29 protein-coding genes are annotated in these 21,554 nt (G+C 64.5%); 13 read left to right on the forward strand and 16 right to left on the reverse strand.

The genetic code is table 11. The features are described 5' to 3' along the window. Positions 1-89: 89 nt before the first annotated feature. Entirely contained in the window at positions 90-335 is a 246-nt protein-coding gene (locus ABIB66_RS26200) for a GlsB/YeaQ/YmgE family stress response membrane protein (RefSeq protein WP_007613712.1), read from the reverse strand. Positions 336-458: 123 nt separating this feature from the next. On the opposite strand from ABIB66_RS26200, the gene ABIB66_RS26205 reads away from it, so the two are divergent. The 3 genes from ABIB66_RS26205 (at position 459) to sseA (ending at position 3,162) form a co-directional block, all read left to right on the forward strand. Beyond that, positions 459-1,634, forward strand: coding sequence for a vWA domain-containing protein (locus ABIB66_RS26205; protein WP_018454121.1), 1,176 nt, complete (start codon positions 459-461; stop codon positions 1,632-1,634). A 124-nt stretch (positions 1,635-1,758) separates the two neighbouring features. Then, positions 1,759-2,172, forward strand: coding sequence for a rhodanese-like domain-containing protein (locus tag ABIB66_RS26210; protein ID WP_007613708.1), 414 nt, complete (start codon positions 1,759-1,761; stop codon positions 2,170-2,172). 132 nt (positions 2,173-2,304) lie between these two features. Further along, entirely contained in the window at positions 2,305-3,162 is an 858-nt protein-coding gene (gene sseA, locus ABIB66_RS26215; RefSeq protein WP_275169200.1) for a 3-mercaptopyruvate sulfurtransferase, read from the forward strand. A 2-nt stretch (positions 3,163-3,164) separates the two neighbouring features. On the opposite strand, the gene ABIB66_RS26220 is transcribed toward sseA, so the two are convergent. After that, positions 3,165-4,007: a hypothetical protein gene (locus ABIB66_RS26220; RefSeq protein ID WP_354205171.1), complete on the reverse strand. Its 843-nt coding sequence runs from the start codon at positions 4,005-4,007 to the stop codon at positions 3,165-3,167. Between the two features lie 321 nt (positions 4,008-4,328). Between ABIB66_RS26220 and ABIB66_RS26225 the strand changes: the two genes are divergently transcribed. Then, entirely contained in the window at positions 4,329-5,519 is a 1,191-nt protein-coding gene (locus ABIB66_RS26225; RefSeq protein ID WP_275169686.1) for a L,D-transpeptidase family protein, read from the forward strand. 156 nt (positions 5,520-5,675) lie between these two features. Beyond that, on the forward strand, positions 5,676-6,644 hold the full coding sequence (locus tag ABIB66_RS26230) for an NAD-dependent epimerase/dehydratase family protein (protein ID WP_354256093.1): 969 nt from the start codon (positions 5,676-5,678) through the stop codon (positions 6,642-6,644). Between the two features lie 4 nt (positions 6,645-6,648). On the opposite strand, the gene ABIB66_RS26235 is transcribed toward ABIB66_RS26230, so the two are convergent. Further along, on the reverse strand, positions 6,649-7,611 hold the full coding sequence (locus ABIB66_RS26235; RefSeq protein ID WP_354205175.1) for a D-2-hydroxyacid dehydrogenase family protein: 963 nt from the start codon (positions 7,609-7,611) through the stop codon (positions 6,649-6,651). A gap of 103 nt (positions 7,612-7,714) precedes the next feature. Further along, complete coding sequence (locus tag ABIB66_RS26240) at positions 7,715-7,930, reverse strand: hypothetical protein (RefSeq protein WP_275169192.1); 216 nt, start codon at positions 7,928-7,930, stop codon at positions 7,715-7,717. Between the two features lie 232 nt (positions 7,931-8,162). On the opposite strand from ABIB66_RS26240, the gene ettA reads away from it, so the two are divergent. Together ettA and ABIB66_RS26250 are read left to right on the forward strand one after the other, a co-directional pair. Beyond that, positions 8,163-9,812 (forward strand): energy-dependent translational throttle protein EttA, encoded by a 1,650-nt coding sequence (ettA, locus tag ABIB66_RS26245; protein WP_027519709.1) that lies wholly within the window; start codon positions 8,163-8,165, stop codon positions 9,810-9,812. A 7-nt stretch (positions 9,813-9,819) separates the two neighbouring features. Next, complete coding sequence (locus ABIB66_RS26250) at positions 9,820-11,046, forward strand: lytic murein transglycosylase (protein WP_275169191.1); 1,227 nt, start codon at positions 9,820-9,822, stop codon at positions 11,044-11,046. A gap of 88 nt (positions 11,047-11,134) precedes the next feature. On the opposite strand, the gene ABIB66_RS26255 is transcribed toward ABIB66_RS26250, so the two are convergent. Then, positions 11,135-11,419: a hypothetical protein gene (locus tag ABIB66_RS26255; protein WP_007613695.1), complete on the reverse strand. Its 285-nt coding sequence runs from the start codon at positions 11,417-11,419 to the stop codon at positions 11,135-11,137. A gap of 212 nt (positions 11,420-11,631) precedes the next feature. Further along, entirely contained in the window at positions 11,632-11,976 is a 345-nt protein-coding gene (locus ABIB66_RS26260) for a hypothetical protein (RefSeq protein ID WP_354256096.1), read from the reverse strand. 135 nt (positions 11,977-12,111) lie between these two features. Between ABIB66_RS26260 and ABIB66_RS26265 the strand changes: the two genes are divergently transcribed. The 3 genes from ABIB66_RS26265 to bfr all read left to right on the forward strand — a co-directional run bounded on the left by ABIB66_RS26265 (position 12,112) and on the right by bfr (position 13,466). Further along, positions 12,112-12,411 (forward strand): hypothetical protein, encoded by a 300-nt coding sequence (locus ABIB66_RS26265; protein ID WP_275169187.1) that lies wholly within the window; start codon positions 12,112-12,114, stop codon positions 12,409-12,411. Between the two features lie 160 nt (positions 12,412-12,571). After that, a complete protein-coding gene (locus ABIB66_RS26270) occupies positions 12,572-12,844 on the forward strand; it encodes a (2Fe-2S)-binding protein (protein WP_027570626.1) in 273 nt (90 codons plus the stop codon). Between the two features lie 133 nt (positions 12,845-12,977). After that, positions 12,978-13,466 carry a bacterioferritin gene (gene bfr, locus ABIB66_RS26275; protein ID WP_007600720.1) on the forward strand — a complete coding sequence of 163 codons (489 nt, stop codon included), beginning with the start codon at positions 12,978-12,980 and terminating at the stop codon, positions 13,464-13,466. Positions 13,467-13,550: 84 nt separating this feature from the next. Here bfr and ABIB66_RS26280 read toward each other — a convergent pair whose 3' ends face one another. From ABIB66_RS26280 to ABIB66_RS26295, 4 genes are all read right to left on the reverse strand, one after another. After that, complete coding sequence (locus tag ABIB66_RS26280; RefSeq protein ID WP_354205179.1) at positions 13,551-14,153, reverse strand: MSMEG_1061 family FMN-dependent PPOX-type flavoprotein; 603 nt, start codon at positions 14,151-14,153, stop codon at positions 13,551-13,553. A gap of 50 nt (positions 14,154-14,203) precedes the next feature. Beyond that, a complete protein-coding gene (locus ABIB66_RS26285) occupies positions 14,204-14,620 on the reverse strand; it encodes a DoxX family protein (protein WP_354205181.1) in 417 nt (138 codons plus the stop codon). A 41-nt stretch (positions 14,621-14,661) separates the two neighbouring features. After that, the gene (locus ABIB66_RS26290; protein WP_354205183.1) at positions 14,662-15,006 is read right to left on the reverse strand and encodes a hypothetical protein; all 345 of its coding nucleotides are present in this window, start codon (positions 15,004-15,006) and stop codon (positions 14,662-14,664) included. A gap of 143 nt (positions 15,007-15,149) precedes the next feature. Beyond that, positions 15,150-16,241 (reverse strand): alpha/beta fold hydrolase, encoded by a 1,092-nt coding sequence (locus tag ABIB66_RS26295; RefSeq protein WP_354205185.1) that lies wholly within the window; start codon positions 16,239-16,241, stop codon positions 15,150-15,152. Between the two features lie 124 nt (positions 16,242-16,365). Between ABIB66_RS26295 and ABIB66_RS26300 the strand changes: the two genes are divergently transcribed. Continuing rightward, positions 16,366-16,632 carry a DUF2277 domain-containing protein gene (locus tag ABIB66_RS26300; RefSeq protein ID WP_354205187.1) on the forward strand — a complete coding sequence of 89 codons (267 nt, stop codon included), beginning with the start codon at positions 16,366-16,368 and terminating at the stop codon, positions 16,630-16,632. 96 nt (positions 16,633-16,728) lie between these two features. Continuing rightward, on the forward strand, positions 16,729-16,944 hold the full coding sequence (locus ABIB66_RS26305) for a hypothetical protein (protein WP_018454140.1): 216 nt from the start codon (positions 16,729-16,731) through the stop codon (positions 16,942-16,944). Between the two features lie 9 nt (positions 16,945-16,953). Here ABIB66_RS26305 and ABIB66_RS26310 read toward each other — a convergent pair whose 3' ends face one another. The 3 genes from ABIB66_RS26310 to ABIB66_RS26320 form a co-directional block, all read right to left on the reverse strand. Beyond that, positions 16,954-17,466: a collagen-like protein gene (locus tag ABIB66_RS26310; protein ID WP_354205189.1), complete on the reverse strand. Its 513-nt coding sequence runs from the start codon at positions 17,464-17,466 to the stop codon at positions 16,954-16,956. Positions 17,467-17,579: 113 nt separating this feature from the next. Continuing rightward, positions 17,580-17,828, reverse strand: coding sequence for a helix-turn-helix domain-containing protein (locus ABIB66_RS26315; protein WP_018454141.1), 249 nt, complete (start codon positions 17,826-17,828; stop codon positions 17,580-17,582). 222 nt (positions 17,829-18,050) lie between these two features. After that, positions 18,051-18,818 (reverse strand): SDR family NAD(P)-dependent oxidoreductase, encoded by a 768-nt coding sequence (locus ABIB66_RS26320; protein ID WP_354205192.1) that lies wholly within the window; start codon positions 18,816-18,818, stop codon positions 18,051-18,053. A gap of 111 nt (positions 18,819-18,929) precedes the next feature. On the opposite strand from ABIB66_RS26320, the gene ABIB66_RS26325 reads away from it, so the two are divergent. Then, a complete protein-coding gene (locus ABIB66_RS26325) occupies positions 18,930-19,415 on the forward strand; it encodes a J domain-containing protein (RefSeq protein WP_354256099.1) in 486 nt (161 codons plus the stop codon). Between the two features lie 4 nt (positions 19,416-19,419). On the opposite strand, the gene ABIB66_RS26330 is transcribed toward ABIB66_RS26325, so the two are convergent. The 3 genes from ABIB66_RS26330 to ABIB66_RS26340 all read right to left on the reverse strand — a co-directional run bounded on the left by ABIB66_RS26330 (position 19,420) and on the right by ABIB66_RS26340 (position 21,174). Next, positions 19,420-20,055, reverse strand: coding sequence for a hypothetical protein (locus ABIB66_RS26330; protein ID WP_354205196.1), 636 nt, complete (start codon positions 20,053-20,055; stop codon positions 19,420-19,422). Positions 20,056-20,375: 320 nt separating this feature from the next. Further along, a complete protein-coding gene (locus ABIB66_RS26335; protein WP_007613673.1) occupies positions 20,376-20,636 on the reverse strand; it encodes a hypothetical protein in 261 nt (86 codons plus the stop codon). Positions 20,637-20,787: 151 nt separating this feature from the next. Further along, positions 20,788-21,174, reverse strand: a complete 387-nt coding sequence (locus tag ABIB66_RS26340; protein WP_275169169.1) for a RidA family protein — start codon at positions 21,172-21,174, stop codon at positions 20,788-20,790. Between the last annotated feature and the right edge of the window lie 380 nt (positions 21,175-21,554).

Consider the following 21,554-nt stretch of genomic DNA (forward strand, 5'->3'; position numbering starts at 1 on the left):
GTCGTCGTCCCAGGGATTCCAGTTTCGGCCCCCTGGTCCAACAAACGGAACGGCCGCGCGTGGCGGCCGTTCCTGGTTCAGTCAGGCTTTCAGACCCGTTTTATCAGCGAAAGGATGACGAGCACAATCACCGCGCCGATCGTGGCATCCACGATGGCCCCGACCGTGCCGGTTGCGAGCTGGATATGCAGCTGAGGCAGAATCCAGCTGGCCACAAGTGCGCCGATGATGCCGACGACGATGTTGCCGATCAGTCCAAATCCCGCCCCATGGACAATCTTGCCGGCAAGCCAGCCTGCGATCGCGCCAATGATGAGCGCTGCGAGAATTCCCATTGCAAACGTCCCCAAAAACACCCCGTGAGACCGCCAATTCTAGAGCAAAAAGCCTGCCGGTCCAGCGCAGAGCCGTGGCCTCTGCCCCTTGACGTTCGCCCCCCGACGGGCAATCTGTCACCCATGTTCCTGCAATTCTTCACTTCTCTGCGCGATGCGCAGGTCCCCGTGACGCTGCGCGAATACCTCACGCTGATGGAGGCGCTCGACGCTGACCTCGCGGACTACTCGGTCGAGAATTTCTACTATCTCTCGCGCACCTCGCTGGTGAAGGACGAGCGCAACCTCGACAAGTTCGACCGCGTCTTCGGCACCGTCTTCAAGGGGCTGGAAAGCCTGCTCGACGCCATGGAGGGGGCCGAGATCCCCGAGGAGTGGCTGAAGAAGCTCGCCGAGAAATACCTGACGGACGAAGAGAAGAAGCAGATCGAGGCCATGGGCTGGGACAAGCTCATGGAGACCCTGAAGAAGCGCCTCGAGGAGCAGAAGGGCCGGCATCAGGGCGGCTCGAAGTGGATCGGCACCGCCGGCACCTCGCCGTTCGGCGCCCATGGCTACAATCCCGAAGGCATTCGCATCGGCCAGGACAAGAACCGCAACAACCGCGCGGTGAAGGTGTGGGACAAGCGCGAGTTCAAAGATCTCGACGGCAATGTCGAGCTCGGCATCCGCAACATCAAGGTGGCGCTGCGCCGCCTGCGCAAGTTCGCGCGCACCGGCGCGCCTGACGAGCTCGATCTCGATACCACCATCCGCGAGACCGCCAATCACGGCTATCTCGACGTGCACATGCGCCCCGAGCGCCGCAACGCGGTGAAGCTGCTGGTGTTCTTCGATATCGGCGGCTCGATGGACGCGCATATCGAGCAGGTCGAGGAGTTGTTCTCGGCTGCGAAGAGCGAGTTCAAGCACATGGAGTATTTCTACTTCCACAACTGCCTCTATGAAGGCGTGTGGAAGCAGAATAAGCGCCGCTTCACCGACCGCACCCCGACCTGGGACGTGCTGCATAAATACCCGCACGACTACAAGATCGTGTTCGTCGGCGACGCATCGATGTCGCCCTACGAGATCATGGTGCCCGGCGGCTCGGTCGAGCACGTCAACGAGGAGCCCGGCTCGGTCTGGCTCGACCGCATCATCCGCACCTATCCGCATTCGGTGTGGCTCAACCCTGTGCAGCAGAAGCACTGGGATTATTCGGAATCCACCACGATCATCAAACGCATCTTCGCCAACCGCATGTATCCGATCACGATCGAGGGGCTCGAGGGTGCGATGAAGGAATTGACGCACTAGCTGTTGTCATTCAGGGGCTCGCGCAGCGAGAACCCGGAATCCGTCGGGCCGCAGCACGTGTAGATAAATGGATTCCGTACTCGTGCTGCGCACGCCCCGGAATGACAACAAGAGGGAGAACCACATGCCCCAGACCATCACCCGCGGCATCAAGGCGCTGATCGACGAGGCCAATGCCGAGATCGAGACGCTCACCGCCAAGGACGCCATCGAGATCTCGAAGAACGGCGACGTCGTCATCGTTGATATCCGCGATCCCCGCGAGATCGAGCGCGACGGCCGCATCCCCGGCGCGTTCGCCTGCACCCGCGGCATGCTCGAATTCTGGATCGATCCGCAGAGCCCTTACGCGAAGCCGGTGTTCCAGGAGGACAAGAAGTTCGTCTTCCATTGCGCCGGCGGCTTGCGCTCTGCGCTCGCCGCCAAGACCGCGCAGGACATGGGCCTCAAGCCCGTCGCCCACATCGCCGGCGGCTACGCCGCCTGGCGCGACGCCGGCGGGCCGGTGGAGCAGTGGGAGCCGAAGAAGAAGGGGTGAGGTGAATACCTCTCTCGCCACACACTCCGTCATGCCCGGGCTTGACCCGGGCATCCACGTCTTCGCCGCAAGAACGTGGATGGCCGGGACAAGCCCGGGCATGACGACTGAGACAATTGCCGGAGCACCCTAATGACCACCCCCACCGATCCCCTCGTCTCCACCGAATGGCTCGCCGCCCACATCAACGACGCCAACGTCAAGGTGCTTGACGCCAGCTTCAAACTACCCGGCGTGCTGCCATTGCCGAAGGACGACTATCTCGCCGCGCATCTGCCGGGCGCGGTGTTCTTCGACGTCGATGCGGTCTCGGACCATTCCAACCCGCTGCCGCACATGTATCCGACCGCCGAGCAGTTCGGTCGCGACGCAGGCCAACTCGGTATCTCCAATGCCGACACCGTCGTGATCTATGATGCCGGCGGCTGGGTCGCTGCTCCCCGCGCGTGGTGGATGTTCCTGGCTTTCGGCCATGGCAATGTGCGCATCCTCAATGGCGGCCTGAAGAAGTGGCGCGCCGAGGGGAGTCCGGTCGAGAGCGGCGAGGTCAAGCCGAAGCCAGCGACATTCAAGGCGAGCTATGATTCAAAGCGCGTGCGCAGCATGCAGCAATTGATCGCCAACATCGAAAGCCGTGCCGAGCAGGTGATCGACGCGCGCGCCGCCGACCGGTTCGAGGGCCGGGCGCCGGAGCCGCGCGCGGGCATCCGCTCCGGCCATATCCCCGGCGCGCGCAACGTGCCCTACAATCTCCTATTCGATGCCGCGACCGGCACGATGAAGCCACTCGATGATCTCCGCGCCGCCTTCACGAACGCCGGTGTCAGGCTCGATGCGCCGATCGTGACGAGCTGCGGCTCCGGGGTCTCTGCCGGCGTGCTGACGCTGGCGCTCTATCGCCTCGGCATCACCGACACCGCGCTCTACGACGGCTCGTGGTCGGAATGGGGCCAGGAAAAGGGACCGCCGATCGCAACCGGCCCGGCGTAACCTTACTGACGTGCGCGCGTGGTCGTTGCGGCGAGCGTGGGTTGCGGCTGCCCGAACGGATCGAGTTGCTGAACCGGCGGCGGCGGACGCCGGACGATGCGGCGGCGCTTCTTCACGCGATGCGCCCGCGGCTTGGTCGCCTTGCTCTCCGGCGAACTGCTGTCGGCCTTAGAGTCGGCCTTGGCCTTCGCAGGCGGATCCTTCCAGGCCGTGGTCGCCGGGTCGTTCAATGCGGCGAACTTCGCGCTCGCCATGTCGAACGAGGACGAAGCCGAGGCTCCGCTGGGGGCGGTAGGTGCTGGTTTGCTCGTGAGAGCGATCGAAACGGGCTTGGTCTCGGCGATGGATGCGCTGGCGTCGGCCGGAGTAAGCGTGTTGCTTGAGACCGGCGTGGCGTCGTCCGTCGTCGTCTCGGCCTTGGTCTCCGCATTGGCCGGTTCGGTCGGGACGTCAGCCGGAGCTGCAACGACCTGCGGCGGCTGACGGTCGGTCTCGGTCGTCAGCGCGAAGACCGGCTCGGGCTCGTTCGCCGGTAATCCGATCGTCGGCACCTGGTCACGCAGCGACGGCGCCGGATCGGTGGCTGCTTCCGGCTCGGCGCGCAGAACCGCGAGCACGGGCTGGGCCGGCTCGGGAGCTTGTGCAAACACCTGCTCCTGCGGACCATTCCGCCAGGAGGGGTTGCTGACATACTGCTCGTGGCTGGCCCGCAGCAGCGCGGCGGCGCCCAGGCCGAATACCAGGATGGAAGCTGACAGCAGGATCGCGGCAAACAGGAAGCGAAAGCCGGGAAGCATCGAGGGATTGCGAATTTCCGCCCCGGCGGCGAAGTGGCCAGGGCCCATGAGCCATCTGAACGCGGTGACGGTACTGCTTGCCGCGTTCGCCACGCGGGGATCGAAGCTCAAAGCGGGGGCGAATCAGGCTGATTCGAACATACCGCAACGATTCCCCGCCGTTCCGTAAAAAACGGAGCCGGCGACTCCGGCAATCTCAGTCGTGGGCTGATTTTCGTCCCGTGATGCAAGGAGGCAACGGTAGTCTTGCGGATCACAAATCGGCAAATCAGGCACAAATCCGCCTGCAATGTCTTGAATGTGCCGCTATCTTCGGTCATCTGGCCGTTAACGGTCCGGACGGGGCCCGGGGACTATACAAGAGCGATGATGATCAAACATTTTCTGACGATATGCGCTGCCGCAACAGTCGCTGCGGCGGGAACCTCGCTCGCGCAGGCCCAAAGCTATCCGGTCCAGCAGGCGCCGAGCTATGGCGCGCCGGCCGAATATCGGCCCGGCGACCGCGCGCCGAACTTCGACGCTATGGACGATGAAGACGATTCGATGCCGCAGGCGGCGCTGCCGCCGCCCGGCCCGGATCCGCGCTACTACGGTCGTCCAGCCGGCGCTCCCCCGGTGTATTCCGCCGCGCCGCCGCAGGGTCCGGTGATGTCGCCCGATGATCCCCGTTATGGCCGTCCCGCAGGCGCCCCCGTGTACTCGGCCGCGCCGCCGCAGGGTCCCGTGACGTCGCCCGACGATCCGCGCTACGGCCGCCCCGCCGGCCCGCCTGCGGTGATCTACGCCGATCGTCCGGGTCAGGCGCCCGGCAGTGACGGCCTGCGTCCGCCGGAGGCGGTCGGTGGTCCCGGCGCGACCGGAACGGTCCAGGCCGGTCAGCCGCCCGTTGGCGCCGACGGCCGGCCGATGGCGATCGCCTCGCTGCCGCCCGAAGAGCAGCCCGACGCCGCTCCGGCGCAGTTGCCGCAGAACCTGCGCCGTCAGGAGGTCTCGCTGGCGACCAAGGAGCCGGCCGGAACGCTCATTGTCGATACCCCGAACACCTATCTCTATTACGTGCTCGGCAATGGCCGTGCGATCCGCTACGGCGTTCGCGTCGGCCGCGACGGCTTCACCTGGACCGGCGTGCAGAAGATCACCCGCAAGGCCGAGTGGCCGGATTGGCATCCGCCGACTGAGATGATCGAGCGCCAGCCCTATCTGCCGCGCTTCATGGCCGGCGGTCCCGGCAATCCGCTCGGCGCCCGCGCCATGTATCTCGGCTCGACCGTCTACCGCATTCACGGAACCAACCAGCCCTCGACCATCGGCAAGTTCGTGTCCTCCGGCTGCATCGGCATGCTGAACGAGGACGTCTCCGACCTGTTCGATCGCGTCAAGGTCGGCACCCGCGTGGTGGTGATGCCGGGTGGTCCGCCGCCGGGAACTGCGACCGCATCCGCCGCGCCCGTGCCCGGCGCTGCCGGCCCCGCGCCGATGGCTGCGCAGGCCGGCCCGGTCGGAGGCACCCAGCCGACAGTGGTGCCGCCGCTGCCCGCGCCCGTCACCGTGCGCTGAACCGGCTTCGCAAGAATTGATCTGATGACGGCGCGTGATCTTCGGTCACGCGCCGTCGTCATTTGACCCATGCGCGCATGTCGCGCTTGCGCATGCTTGAACGGCTCCGCACCTCGATTACGTCCGGGAGGATTGCAACGAATTGAGGAGCACAGGATGCGCATCCTTGTTGCGGGCGCGACCGGCGCGGTCGGTCAGTATCTTGTTCCGGCGCTGGTCGCCGCGGGTCATTCGGTGATCGGCACGACACGGAGTGCGGCGAAAACAGAGCTTGTGCGGCGATTGGGTGCGGAGCCGGTCGTCGCCGACGGCCTCGATGCCGACAGTATGCGCGCTGCGGTGATTGCGGCAAAGCCCGACGCCGTCATCCACCAGATGACAGATCTCGCGGCTGCTACGGACCTCCGGCATTTCGATCGGGCTTTCAAGCGAACCAACGAGCTCCGCACCCGCGGAACCGACAATCTGCTCAACGCCGCACGCGAGGCCGGCGCTAGGCGCTTCATCGCGCAAAGCTTCTGCGGCTGGACCTTCAGTCGCGCCGGGGGAACGGTGAAGACCGAGACCGATGAGCTCGACCCGCATCCGCCGCGAGAGCTACGACGCACGCTTGAGGCAATCCGGTATCTGGAGCGAAGCGTCAGCGCTTCGACGAAGCCGGAGGGCATCGTGCTGCGCTATGGATTCTTCTATGGACCTGGCACCGGAACGCTCTCGCCGGCGATGATCGACCAGCTGCGTCACCGGCGTGTGCCAGTGATCGGCGATGGCGGCGGCACGTGGTCGTTCATTCACACCGAAGATGCCGCCTCTGCCACGCTTGCCGCGCTCGAACGCGGACGCGCCAGCAGCATCTACAATATCGTCGACGATCATCCGGCGCCGGTGAAGGATTGGTTGCCCGCGCTGGCCAAACTGCTTGGTGCGAAGCCGCCGCGTCACATTCCCGCTTGGCTCGGGCGCCTGCTTGCGGGCGAGCACATGGTTGCAATGATGACGGAGGTGCGCGGAGCATCCAACGGTAAGGCCAAGCGCGAGCTCGGCTGGCTGCCGGCGCATGCCTCCTGGCGCGGCGGCTTTGCCGATGCGGCACGGCAGCCCACCAGCCACCGCTCGGCGGCCTGAGGCTTCAGGCCAGCTTCCGCGGCAACTCGCTGTCCTTGGTGAAGGCGTCGATCGCCTCGACCATCTGGCCATAATGGATGCGCAAGCCATCCTCGGTGGCGTAGCCGAGATGCGGCGTCAGCACGAGATTGTCGAGCTTGCGGAAAGGATGGTCCGTCGGCAGCGGCTCGACCGAGAAGACGTCGATGCCGGCGCCTGCAATCCTCTTCTGCTGCAACGCCTCGAGCAGCGCCTGCTCGTCCACGATCGGCCCGCGCGCGGTGTTGACGAGGAAGGCCGTCGGCTTCATCCGCGCGAGATCGGCGGCCCCGACCAGCCCGCGCGAGCGCTCGCTCAGCACCACATGGATGCTGACGATATCGGCCTTGGCGAACAGCTCCTCCTTGGTGGCGTAGCCGACGCCGGCGTCCTTGCACTTCTCCGGGGTCAGGTTCGGGCTCCAGGCGATCACGTTCATTCCGAACGCCTTCGCAATGCCCGCCATCTTGCTGCCGAGCTTGCCGAGCCCGACGACGCCGAGCGTCAATCCCTCGATCTCGACGCCGGCAAAGGCCTGCCATGGCTCGCCCGCATGCATGCGCGCGTTCTCGCGGCCGATGCCGCGGGTCAGTTCCAGGATTAGGCCCATGGTGAGGGGCGCGGTCGGATCTCGTGAATATTGCGTGCCGCCGATGGTGACGCCGCGCGCCTTGGCGGCCTCCATGTCGATCGAGGCGTTGCGCATGCCTGAGGTCAGCAGCAGCTTCAGCTTCGGCAGGCTCTCGAAGAGGCTCTTGGGGAACGCGGTGCGTTCGCGCATCGCGCAGACGATCTCGAAATCGGCCAGCGCGCTCGCCGCGGCCTGCTCGGAGGCGAAGGGATGGCTGAACACGGTGACGTCGATGCGGTCGGACAGGCTTTGCCAATCGGCGACATCGAGGGCGAGGTTAAAATAGTCGTCGAGAATTGCACAGCGCAGCCGCGTCATCAGCGTTCTTCCATGGCGAGAGGTGGAACCAGGCCATGGTTGCGCGCAATCAGGACCGTGCGCAAGCCGTTCGCGTCTTCAAAAGTCCGACAGGTGGTGAGGCTCAGAGGTCGCGGGGCTTGAGCCGGATCGGCGCATTCATGCCGTGCTTGGCGCGCCAGGCGGGGCCGGGGCCGCGCATGTAATGCAGTTCGGGCCGGTAGGGGTTGAAAGCGGTGGCGAAGAAGCGCTTCCAGAAGCCCTTGATCTCCGAGGCGAACGCGGAGGCGCTGCCGGCTTCCGCCGGAACGGGAAGGGAATTGGTCTCGATCATGGCCATGACGCTGTCTCGCTGTGCTCCCGTTCATTCTGAGCGGGTGGCGCTGTTTCCGCGCGAAACCGAGCTTTGGCCTGATTTATTAAAAGATGGTTTCAATTGTCCGGATCGGCGGCGGGATGGTGTCCGTCCCGTATTCATCCGTGGTGAACGGAGGGAAAACATTGCCCTTTGGGGGCGGGATCGCTACATCGGCGGCAAGCAAATTTCCTCAAATCGAAGGTTTTCGGGACCGATGGCGCGCCAGTTCATCTATTTCATGCAGGGCCTGACCAAGAGCTACCCGACCCGGAAGGTGCTCGATAACATCCATCTGTCGTTCTACCCGGACGCCAAGATCGGCGTGCTCGGTGTCAACGGCTCGGGCAAGTCGACGCTGCTCAAGATCATGGCCGGCCTGGACAAGGAGTATAACGGCGAGGCCTGGGTCGCCCAGGGCGCCCGCGTCGGCTATCTCGAGCAGGAGCCGCATCTCGATCCGGCTCTCAGCGTGCGCGAGAACGTCATGCTGGGTGTCGCCAAGCAGAAGGCCATCCTCGATCGCTACAACGAACTGGCGATGAACTACTCCGAGGAGACCGCCGACGAGATGACCAAGCTGCAGGACGAGATCGAGGCCCAGGGCCTCTGGGATCTCGACAGCAAGGTCGACCAGGCCATGGACGCGCTGCGCTGTCCGCCCGACGATGCCGACGTGTCGAAACTCTCCGGCGGTGAGCGCCGCCGCGTCGCGCTATGCAAGCTGCTGCTCGATCAGCCCGAGCTCCTGCTGCTGGACGAACCGACCAACCATCTCGACGCGGAATCGGTGTCGTGGCTGGAAGGCCATCTGCGCAACTATCCCGGCGCGATCCTGATCGTCACCCATGACCGCTACTTCCTCGACAATGTCACGAGCTGGATTCTCGAGCTCGATCGCGGCAAGGGCATCCCTTACGAGGGCAATTACTCGTCCTGGCTGCAGCAGAAGCAGAAGCGGCTCGAGCAGGAGGGCCGCGAGGACGCTGCGCATCAGAAGACGCTGGCCCGCGAGCAGGAATGGATCGCATCCTCGCCGAAAGCCCGCCAGGCTAAATCCAAGGCGCGCTATCAGCGCTATGACGAACTGCTGAAACAGGCGAGCGAAAAGCAGACCCAGACCGCGCAGATCACGATTCCAGTGGCCGAGCGCCTGGGTCAGAACGTGGTCGACTTCGAAGGGCTCAGCAAGGGTTTCGGCGATCGCATGCTGATCGACGATCTCACTTTCAAGCTGCCGCCCGGCGGTATCGTCGGCGTGATCGGCGCCAACGGCGCCGGCAAGACCACGCTGTTCAGGATGATCACCAAGCAGGAACAGCCGGACAAGGGCACCATCACGGTCGGCGAGAGCGTTCATCTCGGTTACGTCGACCAGTCGCGCGACGCGCTCGACGGCAGCAAGAACGTGTGGGAGGAGATCTCCGGCGGCAACGAGCTGATCCTGCTCGGCAAGAGGGAAGTCAATTCGCGCGGCTATTGTTCGTCGTTCAACTTCAAGGGCGCCGACCAGCAAAAGAAAGTCGGCGCGCTCTCCGGCGGTGAACGCAACCGCGTGCACCTTGCGAAGATGCTGAAATCAGGCGCCAACGTTCTGCTGCTCGACGAGCCGACCAACGACCTCGACGTCGACACCTTGCGTGCGCTCGAAGAGGCGCTGGAGGATTTCGCCGGCTGCGCCGTCATCATCAGCCATGATCGCTGGTTCCTCGACCGCATCGCGACCCACATCCTGGCCTTCGAGGGCGACAGCCATGTCGAATGGTTCGAGGGCAACTTCCAGGACTACGAGAAGGACAAGATGCGCCGGCTCGGCCAGGACAGCATCATTCCGCATCGCGTGAAGTACAAGAAGCTGACGCGGTGATCTCAGCATGATGCGGCGGGTGCTCATAGCTGCGGTGATCGCTATCACCTGTGGCCTGTCGCCCGTCCGCGCCGCCGACGCCGCCTTCACCCAGTTCATCGCCTCGCAGTGGCCGGAGGCGGAGGCCGCCGGCGTGTCGCGCGCGACGTTCGAGCGAGAGACGCGCGGGCTCGAGCCTGATTACAAGCTGCCGGATCTCATTCTGCCGGGGCGCCCAGCGACCGGTGCGCCGTCGCAGGCCGAGTTCGTGCAGGTGCCGGCCGACTATGTCAGGGAAGCCTCGATCGCGCGGCTTGCGGGCGAGGGGCAGCGGCTGCTCCAAAAACATCGTCAGGCGCTGACCGAGATCGAGAAAAACTCCGGCGTGCCCGCCACCGTCATGCTGGCGATCTGGGGCCGCGAGACCGACTACGGCCGCTACACGCTGCCTTACGATCTCGTGCGCGTGCTGGCGACGCAGGCCTATGTCGGCCGCCGCAAGGACACCTATCGCAACGAGTTCATCCTCTCGCTGAAAATTCTCGGCGACGGCGTGGTGACACGCAAGGACATGCGCTCGTCCTGGGCCGGCGCGACCGGGCTCACGCAATTCCTGCCGTCCGAATATTACAAGCACGGCGTCGATTTCGACCGCGACGGCCGCATCGACATCTGGCATTCGGTGCCGGATGCGCTGGCCTCCGCCGCGCAGCAGCTCGTCAACAAGGGCTGGCAGAGCGGCGTGCGCTGGGCTTACGAGGTGCAGGCACCGGCCAAGGTCGATTGCACCGCCGGCGTGCCCGAGGTGACGAAGCCGATCGGCCAGTGGCTGCGCGAAGGCTTTGTGCCGGTGCGTGGACAAAAGCTCACTGCCGCCGAGCAGGCTCACCCGGCCTCGCTGTTGCAACCGGAAGGCATCTACGGCCCGTCCTTCCTGACCACAAAGAACTACTTCGTCATCAAGGAATACAATTTCTCCGATCTCTACGTGCTGTTCGTCGGCCATCTCGCCGACCGCATGACGAGCCCGCAACCGTTCGCGACGCCGTGGTCTGCCTCGAAGCAATTGCGAACCAAGGACGTCGAGGCGATGCAGCGCGGGCTCACGCGCGTCGGACTCTACAAGGATAAGATCGACGGCAAGGCCGGCATGCAGACGCGCGCTGCGCTGGGCGCCTACCAGAAGTCGGCAGGGCTCAAGGTCGATTGCTGGCCAAGCGAAGAGGTGCTGCGCTCAATCCAGGCGGCGCGATAGCTGCTGCAGGGCCAGCTAAAAGAAAAAGCCCGGCCGAGGTGCTCGGCCGGGCTTCGATCGCGGCGCTCATGAGCGCCGTGCGATCAGATCAGTAGCAAACGCGAACCGGGCGGACGGTCCAGCCGTAGCCGTCCCAGTAGCGCTGGCGCTGCCAGTAGCAGGGCGGGGGCGGCGGGCCGGGCTCGGCCACATAAACCGGTCCACCATAGGCGGGACGGCTCGATGCGATGGCGCCGCCGACGATCGCGCCGCCGATCAGGCCGGCTGCGATGCCGACGCCGACGCCGTCATGGGCCTGGGCGGACGGCGTGGCGGTCACCAGCGAACCGGCGATCGTCGCAACCGTGAGGGCGGCAACTAAAGTCTTCTTCATACGCTTAGCTCTCCTGAGAGATGGATGCTCCTTGTTAGGAGCGCCCGGGGTTCAAAGGTTCACGCAGACTCTGATGGATCTGGCCTTGCAGCTAGGAAGCGCGCAAATGGTCAATCCGCGGTAAACGCACACGGAGCTGTGACGAGAAAAAGCGGTCTTTTTCAGGCCCCTGGATGAACGGCGCATCCGGAATGAACCGGCCTGCGGCGACTTCAGCCACAGACTCTGGCGCGGCGGACGCGCCAGGCATAACCGTCCCAGAAGCGCTGCTTCTGCCAGACGCAGCCGTCGCCGTAATAGTCGTCGGCGACGTAGCCCGGGCCCGGTGCGTAGTAGCGCGGCGGATAGTAGCCCGGGCTATATCCCGGACCATATGCGTAGCCGGGGCCAGGGCCGGGCCCGTAATAGTACGGAGAGGCCAGCGCCCCACCGACAGTGGCGCCGCCGATGATCCCCGCCGCCACGCCCGCGGCGACGCCGCGTTGCGCCTGGGCTGGTGTAGCGGCGCTAAGGGCCACAGCGGCGACGGCAGCGATTGCCAGGAGCGACTTCTTCATTGGCTGACCTTTCGAGCAAAACACGCGGGAACTCTTTGGCGGTAAAGTTCCATATTTCGATTGAATGATCAATGAACGGCACCGTTGCTGGGGACGACCAATTAGCATGGACCGCAGCTCAGCCAGGGGAGGGTGATGGTGGGCAACGCGATGATAAATGCATTGATCGCTGCCGGGATCGTCTCCGCGATCGGCTACGGCTGGATCACCCATCTCCAGAACCGCGGCCAGCGGCGCTCCCGCGCCGGGGCCAGCGGCAACAGCGGTGGCGACACCTCCACGGGCACCAGCGACGGCTTCTCGTTGGGGAGCTGGTTTTCCAGCGATAGTTCCGGCAGCCCGGCCGACAGCGGCAGCTGCTCCAGCAGCGATAGCGGCAGTAGTGGCGGAGATTGCGGGGGCGGCGGCGATGGTGGAGGCGGCGGGGGCGACTAGATCCGCCGCAATCTTGATCCAGCGCAAGGCCCTATTTTAGAGCCGTTCTAGGCTGTTCCGGGCTAGTTTGGAATAGCTTCAAATTCCGCTTTTTCCTTTTGCATCCGGCCGGCCCCTTAAATATCGATGATGGCGCATCACCAAAGGGCCTGCCGCTTCCATGATCGTTTGTTCCTGTAACGTGCTGAGCGATGACGACATCCGCGCCGCCGTCGCCGAGTCCGACGACGCTGTGCGCCATGCAAAGCAGGTTTATGGTTGTCTCGGCTGTAGCGCCGAATGCGGCCGCTGTGCTCGGACGATCAAGACCATTATCGACGAAGCGCTCGGCCCCTGTGCCTCGTCCTGCTGCTCCGGCTGCCCGCACAACCACACTGTGGCTGCCAATGACGAGACGGCTCAGCCGGCCGAGTTCGCCCTCGCGGCCTGCTGAAATCTTCCGCAACCCTGGCTGAGCTTTTCCCCGGCTGCGTCCCCGTAGCCGGTTGCTCCAGTCTTTAAACTCATTTAGAAGCGTTCTAAATTCGGTTTACGGCCGATTTGGACTGCAAGAGCTGGAGTGAACCATGCAGGGCGACGCAAAAGTTATCGACTATCTCAACAAGGCACTGCGTCACGAGCTGACTGCGATCAACCAGTATTGGCTGCACTACCGCTTCCTCGACAATTGGGGCCTGCGAGACATGTCCAAGGTCTGGCGCAAGGAGTCCATCGAGGAGATGGAGCACGCCGACAAGCTTACCGAGCGGATCCTGTTCTTCGACGGCTTCCCGAACATGCAGGTGCTCGATCCCTTGCGTATCGGCCAGAACGTCAAGGAGATCATCGAGTGCGATCTCGCCGCCGAGATGAGCGCGCGGGCGCTCTACCAGGAAGCGGCGACCTACTGCCACAGCGTCAAGGACTACGTCACGCGCGACCTGTTCGAGAAGCTGATGAGCGACGAGGAGCACCACATCGACTTCCTCGAGACCCAGCTCGACCTGATCGGCCGCATCGGCCTCGAACTCTACACCCAGAAGCACGTCGGTGGGCTCGAGGGCGAGGGACATTAGTTTGGCGCGTTAGCGCTGCCCACAATTCCGTGTCGGCCTGGTGCGCAATTGCGCACCAGGCCGGGACGACAGCCTGGACGCCAGCTACAACTGCGTCTTGTAGAGCTCTTCCACGATCTCCTGACTCTGCGGCTCACCAAGGCCGGTCTGCTCGTGGACCACCTCGACGATGCTCGGCATCACCGAGCGCGGCACCTTGTCAGATGACCACAGCTTCGAGCGCATGAGGGCCTTGCCGCAGTGGAAATAGACTTCGCTGACGGCGACGTTCAGCACCGCGCGCGGCGACTTGCCAAACTCAACCATCGAGGCGAGCAGGTCCGGATCGGCCGACAGCGTGCCGCGGCCGCCGACGCGCAGCGTCTCGTCGAATCCAGGGACGAAGAACAACAGATGCACGAAGCCCGAGCCCTCGACGACATTCCGGAAACTGTCGATCCGGTTGTTGCCGGAGCGATCGGGCATCAGTAGCTGGTTGGGGCCGGCGACATGGACGAAGCCGACGCCGCCGCCGCGTGGTGAGGCATCGACGCTGCCGTCCGCTCCCGATGTCGCGAGCACGCAGAACGGCGACATCTCGATGAATTTCTTCGCATGGGTGTCGATTGCGGGACGCGCTTTCGCGATCACGCGCGGGCTCGGCTGGGCATAGATGGTGGCGAGGTCTTCGGCGCAAAGATCAGTCACGAAGGTCTCCCTGATTGAATGCCCGAGAATATCATCTCCCGGCCCGATCGCTATCCCCCTTTGTCGCGCCGCCACGGCCAGTCGATCACGCCCGCGCAGTACAGGGCCCACCAGATCAGCATCGGCTGAAGCGCCAGCCGGGGCCCGTGGTAGAGCCAGCTGTTGGGGATGGGTGGAAGGTCGATGCCTTCCAGGGCATGCTTGATGTTGGCCGGCCACACGAAAAGTGCATAGAGCGCCAGCGCAACGCCCGCCCACCAGCGCAGCGGCTTCGTCACCAGCGCAATCGCGCCCGCGATCTCGCAGACGCCAGTGATGAGGATCAGTTGTGTTGCGAAGGGGACCCAGGCCGGCGTGATCGCAAGCAGCTTGTCGGGAACAAGGAGATGCGCGATGCCAGCCGCGATGTAAAACGCCGCCAGCACAAAGCGCATCACAGCGCGCGTTCTGTCGTTCGAAAAAGCCATCGGCCGACCTAGCACGCGCGGCGCCGAGGCGCTATCGCGCGCTACACCGCATCCGCCGGCACGAAGCAACTGATGATGATGGCGCCGCGGTGACGGACGTACCACACCACGGCGTGACCGACCGGATTGCCGCGGTCGCGGATGATGGCGCGCTCGGGCACCTCCATCCATTGTCCCTCGATCGGCACCCAATAGGCGCCACTGCGCACGTCGTACTCCGTGCGATGGCCGTCGGAGACGTCGCAGCAGGGCACGCCGTTCGGTGCGATCACGCTCTTGAACCAGGCGCGGACGTCGGGGGGGACGTGATCATATTGCCCGTTGTCGAACGCGAACGCGGCGCTCGTCAGCGCGGTCAGCCAAACGCACAGTACGAGCCTGTGCATGCGATCCTCCTCATCGCGTGTCGTGCCATACGCGTGATTGTCTCACGCGTCGATTCGTACATCGATGCGATTAAGCCCGAGCCGCCGGCGTAATGCATGCTCAAATAATATGCGGGGTAGACGGCCGGTGATGCGATGCAAAATCAGCGGCGCGCAGATTCGATCGTTTGCTGCGGCGCGGCTTGCAGCAATTGCTGGACCTGCTCGCTGTAGAATTTTGCGTTTCCGGTGGTGCCGTGGCCGCGCGTTTGGGTGCTGGCGGGGATGAGATACAGTTTGCCGTTCTTGACCCGCGTCATCGCAGCGTCCGTGATGCCGGTCTCCGGCGGGTTACGCTCGTCGTCGGCGGAATTGATCAGCAGCAGAGACGCTTCGATCGCCTCCAGCTTCTCGCCGGCATTGTAGTCATGCGAGGACTCCCACTGGTAGACGAAGTCGTTGGCATCTGCCGTGATCGGCATGGCCAGCCGCTCGTCGACGATCTTGTCGGCCTTGGCCGCCGTCGGCGCCTGCGATTGATAGGCCAGCGTTCCGCCGATGCTCGCGATGCCGTAGGCGGTGATCGCGTATTTCATCATGCGCGGCTGGCTGGTGTAATTGCCGCCATTGTAGTCGGGATCGCTGCGGATGGTGTCGAGCATGATCCGCCGCAGCATCCAGTTGCGGGACGCCATCTCGGTCGGCTGCGAGGCCATCGGGATCAGCGCGTCCATCGCCTTCGGATATTTCTCGCCCCATAGCCAGGTGTGCATGCCGCCCATCGAATTGCCGATGACGAGCCGCAGGTGCTTGACCCCGAGCCCTTCCGTGACCAGGCGATACTGGGCTTCGACCATGTCGTCGTAATTGTATTTCGGGAAGCTCGTCTTCATCCCGTCGGACGGCTTTGACGATTTGCCATGGCCGACATTGTCGGGAATGATGATGTAGTATTTGGAGGCATCGAGTGGCTGTCCCGCGCCGAACAGCTCGCCGGCAAACGCTGATGACAGCATGCTCGCGCCCGAGCCGCCGGTGCCGTGCAGCACCAGGACCGGCTGGCCGCTGGGCTCACCCACGGTGGTGTAGTGCAGCTTCAGCTCCGGCATGGTCTCGCCGGTGTGGAACTTGAAATCCCTGACGACCCAGTCGCCCTGTTTCGGCGCCGGATAATCGGCCGCCCATGCGGCTGTCGAGATGGCCGACAACGAGACGGACAACAGGATGGCTGACAGTGCCGCGCAAGAAGCTTTCATGTTTATTCCCCCGTGCGGCTCTGGTCGGCGGCCGCGTTGCGGCGGAACTTAGCAGAACTGCCCGGGAGGATGTAGGATTTCGTTTTCGCCGGTCGTCCTTGAGGGAAAGGTCAGGAGAGACTGCATGTGCCGCAACATCAAGACGCTGTTCAACTTCGAGCCGGAAGCGACGGAGGACGAGATCCACGCCAGCGCACTCCAGTTCGTTCGCAAACTGTCCGGCTTCAACAAGCCGTCGCAGGCCAACGAGGCGGCCTTCGATCGTGCGGTGGCGGAGGTCTCGGAGGCTGCGCGAAGACTGCTGACGTCGCTGCACACCCATGCCCCGGCACGCGACCGTGAGGTCGAGGCGGAAAAGGCGAAGGAACGTTCGCAGCTGCGCTTCGGTTAGGCGGCTCGCGCGTCCGTTCCGTGACTTGGCTCACGGTGAAAGCGGTCTCAACGCGCGATGATGTTCGCCGGGCTTTTGACACCCCGGAGCACGACCATGAGCCGCCCCCTTCTTCCGCTGAAAGCAGGTGCCATCGTTTTCACGCTGCTGTGGACTGCGTGGATGACGTGGTGGAGCGGCTCGTTCTCGAGCGCGAACGTCGTGATCCTGGCCTTGTGCGGCGCAGCGGTCGGCTATCTGTGGTACCGCGCCATGCGCTGGCAGTTCGAGCGCATGGGCATGCTGCCGCGACGCGAGAACGGGACGAAATAGATTCGTCTGTCAGTCCTTGCCGTGCTTCTTCTTTTTCTTCTTTTTCCTGTGATCACCTTCGCTGTCCTCGTCCTCGTCACCGAGGGGCGCATCGTCGGTCTCCTGCACGGCTGCCTCGAGCGCCTCGCGCTCGGCGGCTTCATGCTCGCGCTGGCGGCGGCGCTCGTCCCAGGCGTCGAACAGCTGATCGAGCCAGGGCAGCACCTGCTCGATTGACGGCAATGGGCCGGGCGGGCCGGGCTCGCCGCGCGGACCTTGCGGCCCCGCCGGCCCTTGCGGTCCGACAGGTCCCTGTGCACCAGCCGCGCCGCGCGGTCCGGCTTCGCCCTGCTTGCCTTGCGGACCGGGCTTGCCCAGCGGTCCGGCCTTCCCGACCGGACCCGCCTTGCCCTGCGGACCCGGCTTGCCGCGCGCGCCATCCGGCCCGCGCTTGCCCGGATGACCCTGCGGTCCCGGCCGCCCCGGTTCGCCCTGCCGTCCGCGCGGTCCCTGAGGTCCCTGCCGTTTTTGTTCGTCTGCCACGCCGCTGCTCCCTTGACCGGAAGCAAGCTAATTAGCGGCGTTTGACGACAGCAGCAATTCCGCCCGGGCTCGCGCCTGAGCATGATCAACACCAATCGGCGGCACTTCGCGCGCTAGTCGTGATAGGCGGGGACTTCGATGCCGGAGGCGGCATAGAGCCTGATCTTGTTGCGCAGCGTGCGCACCGAGAGGCCGAGCACGCGCGAGGCGCGCGTGCGATTGCCGTCGCAGCGGGCGAGCGTCTGCAGCACGAGCTCACGCTCGACCTCGTCGACGGTCGCGCCGATCAGCAGCGGAACGATCTGGTTCGGTGAAAGGACATACGCGCCCGGTTCGGACGCAGCGACATGAACAGTGGTCATCGACACACTCCCCGATCAACGCCCGCTTCCGTTTTTGGAAGCGGATCGAGAACAAACGACCCCCAAGCCGTAAATCTACGGTGGGCGGGTTTGGTTAACGAAAGGTTAACCGCGGGGCGATCGCACCAATTGACCTTGGGAATGCCGCCGCACCGCCGCGATTGGCACGGACTGCATATTTCTGCGAGCATATTCCGCATTACAAAGCAGGCATCATCCCGCTTACACCGTCCGGTATCCGCCATCCACCATCACGATCGTTCCCGTGACGTAGGCCGACATGTCCGACGCAAGGAAGATCGCTGGACCCACGATGTCCTCGGGCTTGCCGGTGCGCGCCAGCGGGGTGTGATCGACGAAGGCCTGCACCAGCGCCGGATTGGTCGCCCGCACATTGGCGTTGATGTTGGTCTCGATGAAGCCCGGCCCGATCGCATTGACGCGCACGCCCTCCTTGCCGAGCTCGACCGCGAGCGCCTTGGTGAAGCCGAGCACGCCGTGTTTCGAAGTGGTGTAGGCCGCCGAGCTCGGCGTGCGCAGATGCACGAAGGACTGGATCGAGCCGATATTGACGATGCGGCCCTTGGCTGCGCGCAACGGGCTGAGGAACGCCTGCGTCATGTTGAAGACGCCGTTGAGGTTGAGCGCGATGATGTCGTTCCAGTCCTTTGCCACTGTCTCCGGCTCGGCGGTGAAGGCGTTGCGGCGGGTAATGCCGGCATTGTTGACGAGGATCGAGACCTGTCCGACCTTGTCGGCGACCTGCTTGGCGAGCGCGAAGCAGTCGTCGCGTTTGGTCACGTCGAGCGCAAAGCTCTCGGCCTTGCCCCCGGACTTGCGGATGCCCTCGGCGGCTTCCGCGACCGTGTCGGCGTTGACGTCGAGCAGCACCACCTGCGCGCCCTCGCGGGCGTAGCCGGTCGCGATGGCCCGCCCGATGCCCGAACCGGCGCCCGTGACGATCGCAATGTGGTTTGCGAGCAATGCCATGACAATTTCCTCCCGATTTCTTTTCGAAGTTTCATGAAAGGCTAACTCGAAATTAAGGGGTCGGAAACGGCGGCCTTGGCATACTGGTCTCGATTGCTAAACGTTGCGCGCATGATGGAACGGCTTGAATCCTGGAAACTGGCACTCGAACGCCTGCGGTCGGCGGACGGCGCCGATTGGGCCGAGGCGGGGCGGCTGGTGGCCGAGATCGCGCGGATGAGCACCGATACCATGCTGCGTCAGGCTGCCGAGCAGGCGCTTCCTGTGCTGCGCCAGGCCGTGGACAATGACGATCACAGCGTCACGCTGGCGGCCCGCCGCCGTCTCGGCGTGGTGCTCGATGTCGTTCACGACCTGACCGGGCCGCGCTTCGGCCGCCGCAATGCTGCGCCGAAAAAATTGTCCAGCGAGGATCGCGCCCGCAAGGTGCTCGGCCTGCCGCTCGCGGTGCAGCTCACCTGCGAGGACATCAACCAGGCCTATCGCCGCGCGGCCAAGGGCATGCACCCCGACCACGGCGGCAGCGCGCAAGCCTTCATCGACCTCGCCGCCGCGCGCGATATCCTGATCCATCCCCGCGCCTACAAGGACGCGTGAGGGCTCAGCTCTTGTTCACGCAGCTCGGATAGGGCGCGGCTTCACCTGCTACGATCGGGCAGAGCTCGATCGGGCTGAGCGCGCGCAAACGCGCCTGCCAGCGGTCGTCGTTCACCGGCGGCTCGTCGGTTTCGGGGCCGCGCTCGGCCCACTGGATTGTGTAGTAGTCGGTCGTGCCCTTGAGCGTGACCAGGAGTGCGGTCTCGCTGTGCCGGGTCGGGCCCCTATCCACGCGGCCGCAGCCGATCACGGCGACGAAAGCTTCGAAGCGGCCGAACGTGGTGGCGCCGAGCGGCCTTGCCGCGAAGCTGTCGGGGCAGGCGGATTTGAAACCGCCCGCGATGGAGCCCGCGAACTTCTCCGGCGATGACCCTGGAGTGAGCGTCATGCCCTTCTCGCCGGTCACGGTGATCATCTCGGTCCAGCGTTCAGGCGTCTCGCCCCTCAGCACGGCCTCGCGGATGTAGTGGCCGCCCGTGGTGTTCTCGAACACCACGGAAAAATTCGAAGGCATCGCGAAGCTGACCAACTGGCCGAACACCGGCGAGATCACGCGGAAGGATTGCGGGGCCTGCGCGTGCGCCGTTGCAGCGAGCAGGAGCGATGCGGCGAGAATGGTTGCTGTCGCCGGTGCGCGCATCGATGGCTCCAAAGCCGCGAGGTGGAAAAAACGAGCGGGCAAAAACAAGCAGGCAACGATGCTGGCATCGCATCCCTGCCCGGATCTTGTCGTCCGCCGATCGGACGTGATGCGCCTCCCGACAATGATGGGGAGGGATGGCGCGGGACGCTTGGGGGCGCGCCCCGAACAAGATGTGAGTAGGTCCGCCAACCGGCCAGGTTCAAAGCGCGTGCGCGGAATTGCGTGATTTCGCCCGGAAAGCCAGTTGTCCGTCCAAAAAGAAAAGGACGGACCGCTCGCGCGATCCGCCCCTTCAAATCCGATCTGTCGCGTCACGCCTAGAGCGTGCAGCGGCGTTCCGCGCGCAGCTTGATCTGGAGCTCCGAGGCGGCCGTGAAGGTCGGGAGCGGTTTGCTGACGACCTTGTAGGTCGACACGCCCCACTGGAACGGCTTGTACTTCAGGTCCTCGTTCCAGACCTGGCAGATGCCGGTGTTGTCCCAGCGGATCACGTAATAGCCGACCGCGGCAGAGGCCGGCACGGCGAACACGGAGGTGGCGATGCCGGCAACGGCACAGAGGGCGAGAACGCGACGCATGAAATATCTCCTGATGGGAACGTGAGACGGAAACTGGTGCGGCAAAATGGTGCGGCTGGCAAGCGGGGCGGCGACCGTTCACGGACATGTCAGCCGTTCGTCGGCTGTTCGAATGACCCTTATGCCTTGACTGTCGCCTGACTATCACACGTCACCCCTTCGCCAGCGACGCCACCGCCTCGATCTCGATCAGCATCTTCGGATCGGGCAGCGCGTGGACCACGCAGGTGGTGCGGGCGGGGTAGGGCGGCGGGCCGAAGGCGCCGGCGTAGAGTGCGTTCATGGCGGCGACGTCGGAGGCGCGGGTCAGCAGCACGTTGACCTTGACGAGATCGCGGATCTCGGCGCCGGCCTCCGCCAGCACGCGCTTGATGTTGACGACGACATTGGCGAACTGCGCCTCGAAGCCTTCGGGCAGCGCGCCGCTCGCGTCGAAGCCCGGAATGCCGGAGACGAACAGGAGATCGCCGGCGCGCGTGGCAAAGGACAGCGGCGGCGCCTTGACGTGCGGCGGGGGCGCGAAATGCTGGATCGGCATGAGGTCACCTCGAATGGACGGCTGGGAGCGCAAGCCTAGCGGCAGCTCGGGGCGCCTCCAACAAAAAACGCGAAAACAACCCTATGCACAGTAGGCATCCGGCGGAAATCATTGATGTTTCTTTTTGACTTCGGGAAAAGCAAAATAATTGTTGCTCCGTCGGGCAAAACAGGGGCAGAATGGCATGATGGCGGGTAAGCGTCTTGTCGCGCCAAACTCCGCCGTCATGCACCGGCTCGACCGGGGCATCCAGTACGCCGCGGCTTCTCGGTTCACCATCGCCCTCTCTGGAATACTGGATCGCCCGGTTAAACCGGGCGATGACAGTTGAATGCGCTGCTGCACCTCGCGCCTCAATGCCGCCCCCATCATGTTGCCGC

This window comes from Bradyrhizobium sp. F1.13.3 (genome assembly GCF_040548265.1).
Lineage (GTDB): Bacteria > Pseudomonadota > Alphaproteobacteria > Rhizobiales > Xanthobacteraceae > Bradyrhizobium.

Excerpts from the sequence above, each read along its gene's own strand:
- ABIB66_RS26200 (WP_007613712.1), bottom strand. The coding sequence starts at position 335 with ATGGGAATTCTCGCAGCGCTCATCATTGGCGCGATCGCAGGCTGGCTT.
- ABIB66_RS26205 (WP_018454121.1), top strand. The coding sequence starts at position 459 with ATGTTCCTGCAATTCTTCACTTCTCTGCGCGATGCGCAGGTCCCCGTG.
- ABIB66_RS26210 (WP_007613708.1), top strand. The coding sequence starts at position 1,759 with ATGCCCCAGACCATCACCCGCGGCATCAAGGCGCTGATCGACGAGGCC.
- sseA (WP_275169200.1), top strand. The coding sequence starts at position 2,305 with ATGACCACCCCCACCGATCCCCTCGTCTCCACCGAATGGCTCGCCGCC.
- ABIB66_RS26220 (WP_354205171.1), bottom strand. The coding sequence starts at position 4,007 with ATGGGCCCTGGCCACTTCGCCGCCGGGGCGGAAATTCGCAATCCCTCG.
- ABIB66_RS26225 (WP_275169686.1), top strand. The coding sequence starts at position 4,329 with ATGATCAAACATTTTCTGACGATATGCGCTGCCGCAACAGTCGCTGCG.
- ABIB66_RS26230 (WP_354256093.1), top strand. The coding sequence starts at position 5,676 with ATGCGCATCCTTGTTGCGGGCGCGACCGGCGCGGTCGGTCAGTATCTT.
- ABIB66_RS26235 (WP_354205175.1), bottom strand. The coding sequence starts at position 7,611 with ATGACGCGGCTGCGCTGTGCAATTCTCGACGACTATTTTAACCTCGCC.
- ABIB66_RS26240 (WP_275169192.1), bottom strand. The coding sequence starts at position 7,930 with ATGGCCATGATCGAGACCAATTCCCTTCCCGTTCCGGCGGAAGCCGGC.
- ettA (WP_027519709.1), top strand. The coding sequence starts at position 8,163 with ATGGCGCGCCAGTTCATCTATTTCATGCAGGGCCTGACCAAGAGCTAC.
- ABIB66_RS26250 (WP_275169191.1), top strand. The coding sequence starts at position 9,820 with ATGATGCGGCGGGTGCTCATAGCTGCGGTGATCGCTATCACCTGTGGC.
- ABIB66_RS26255 (WP_007613695.1), bottom strand. The coding sequence starts at position 11,419 with ATGAAGAAGACTTTAGTTGCCGCCCTCACGGTTGCGACGATCGCCGGT.
- ABIB66_RS26260 (WP_354256096.1), bottom strand. The coding sequence starts at position 11,976 with ATGAAGAAGTCGCTCCTGGCAATCGCTGCCGTCGCCGCTGTGGCCCTT.
- ABIB66_RS26265 (WP_275169187.1), top strand. The coding sequence starts at position 12,112 with ATGGTGGGCAACGCGATGATAAATGCATTGATCGCTGCCGGGATCGTC.
- ABIB66_RS26270 (WP_027570626.1), top strand. The coding sequence starts at position 12,572 with ATGATCGTTTGTTCCTGTAACGTGCTGAGCGATGACGACATCCGCGCC.
- bfr (WP_007600720.1), top strand. The coding sequence starts at position 12,978 with ATGCAGGGCGACGCAAAAGTTATCGACTATCTCAACAAGGCACTGCGT.
- ABIB66_RS26285 (WP_354205181.1), bottom strand. The coding sequence starts at position 14,620 with ATGGCTTTTTCGAACGACAGAACGCGCGCTGTGATGCGCTTTGTGCTG.
- ABIB66_RS26290 (WP_354205183.1), bottom strand. The coding sequence starts at position 15,006 with ATGCACAGGCTCGTACTGTGCGTTTGGCTGACCGCGCTGACGAGCGCC.
- ABIB66_RS26295 (WP_354205185.1), bottom strand. The coding sequence starts at position 16,241 with ATGAAAGCTTCTTGCGCGGCACTGTCAGCCATCCTGTTGTCCGTCTCG.
- ABIB66_RS26300 (WP_354205187.1), top strand. The coding sequence starts at position 16,366 with ATGTGCCGCAACATCAAGACGCTGTTCAACTTCGAGCCGGAAGCGACG.
- ABIB66_RS26305 (WP_018454140.1), top strand. The coding sequence starts at position 16,729 with ATGAGCCGCCCCCTTCTTCCGCTGAAAGCAGGTGCCATCGTTTTCACG.
- ABIB66_RS26315 (WP_018454141.1), bottom strand. The coding sequence starts at position 17,828 with ATGACCACTGTTCATGTCGCTGCGTCCGAACCGGGCGCGTATGTCCTT.
- ABIB66_RS26320 (WP_354205192.1), bottom strand. The coding sequence starts at position 18,818 with ATGGCATTGCTCGCAAACCACATTGCGATCGTCACGGGCGCCGGTTCG.
- ABIB66_RS26325 (WP_354256099.1), top strand. The coding sequence starts at position 18,930 with ATGATGGAACGGCTTGAATCCTGGAAACTGGCACTCGAACGCCTGCGG.
- ABIB66_RS26330 (WP_354205196.1), bottom strand. The coding sequence starts at position 20,055 with ATGCGCGCACCGGCGACAGCAACCATTCTCGCCGCATCGCTCCTGCTC.
- ABIB66_RS26335 (WP_007613673.1), bottom strand. The coding sequence starts at position 20,636 with ATGCGTCGCGTTCTCGCCCTCTGTGCCGTTGCCGGCATCGCCACCTCC.
- ABIB66_RS26340 (WP_275169169.1), bottom strand. The coding sequence starts at position 21,174 with ATGCCGATCCAGCATTTCGCGCCCCCGCCGCACGTCAAGGCGCCGCCG.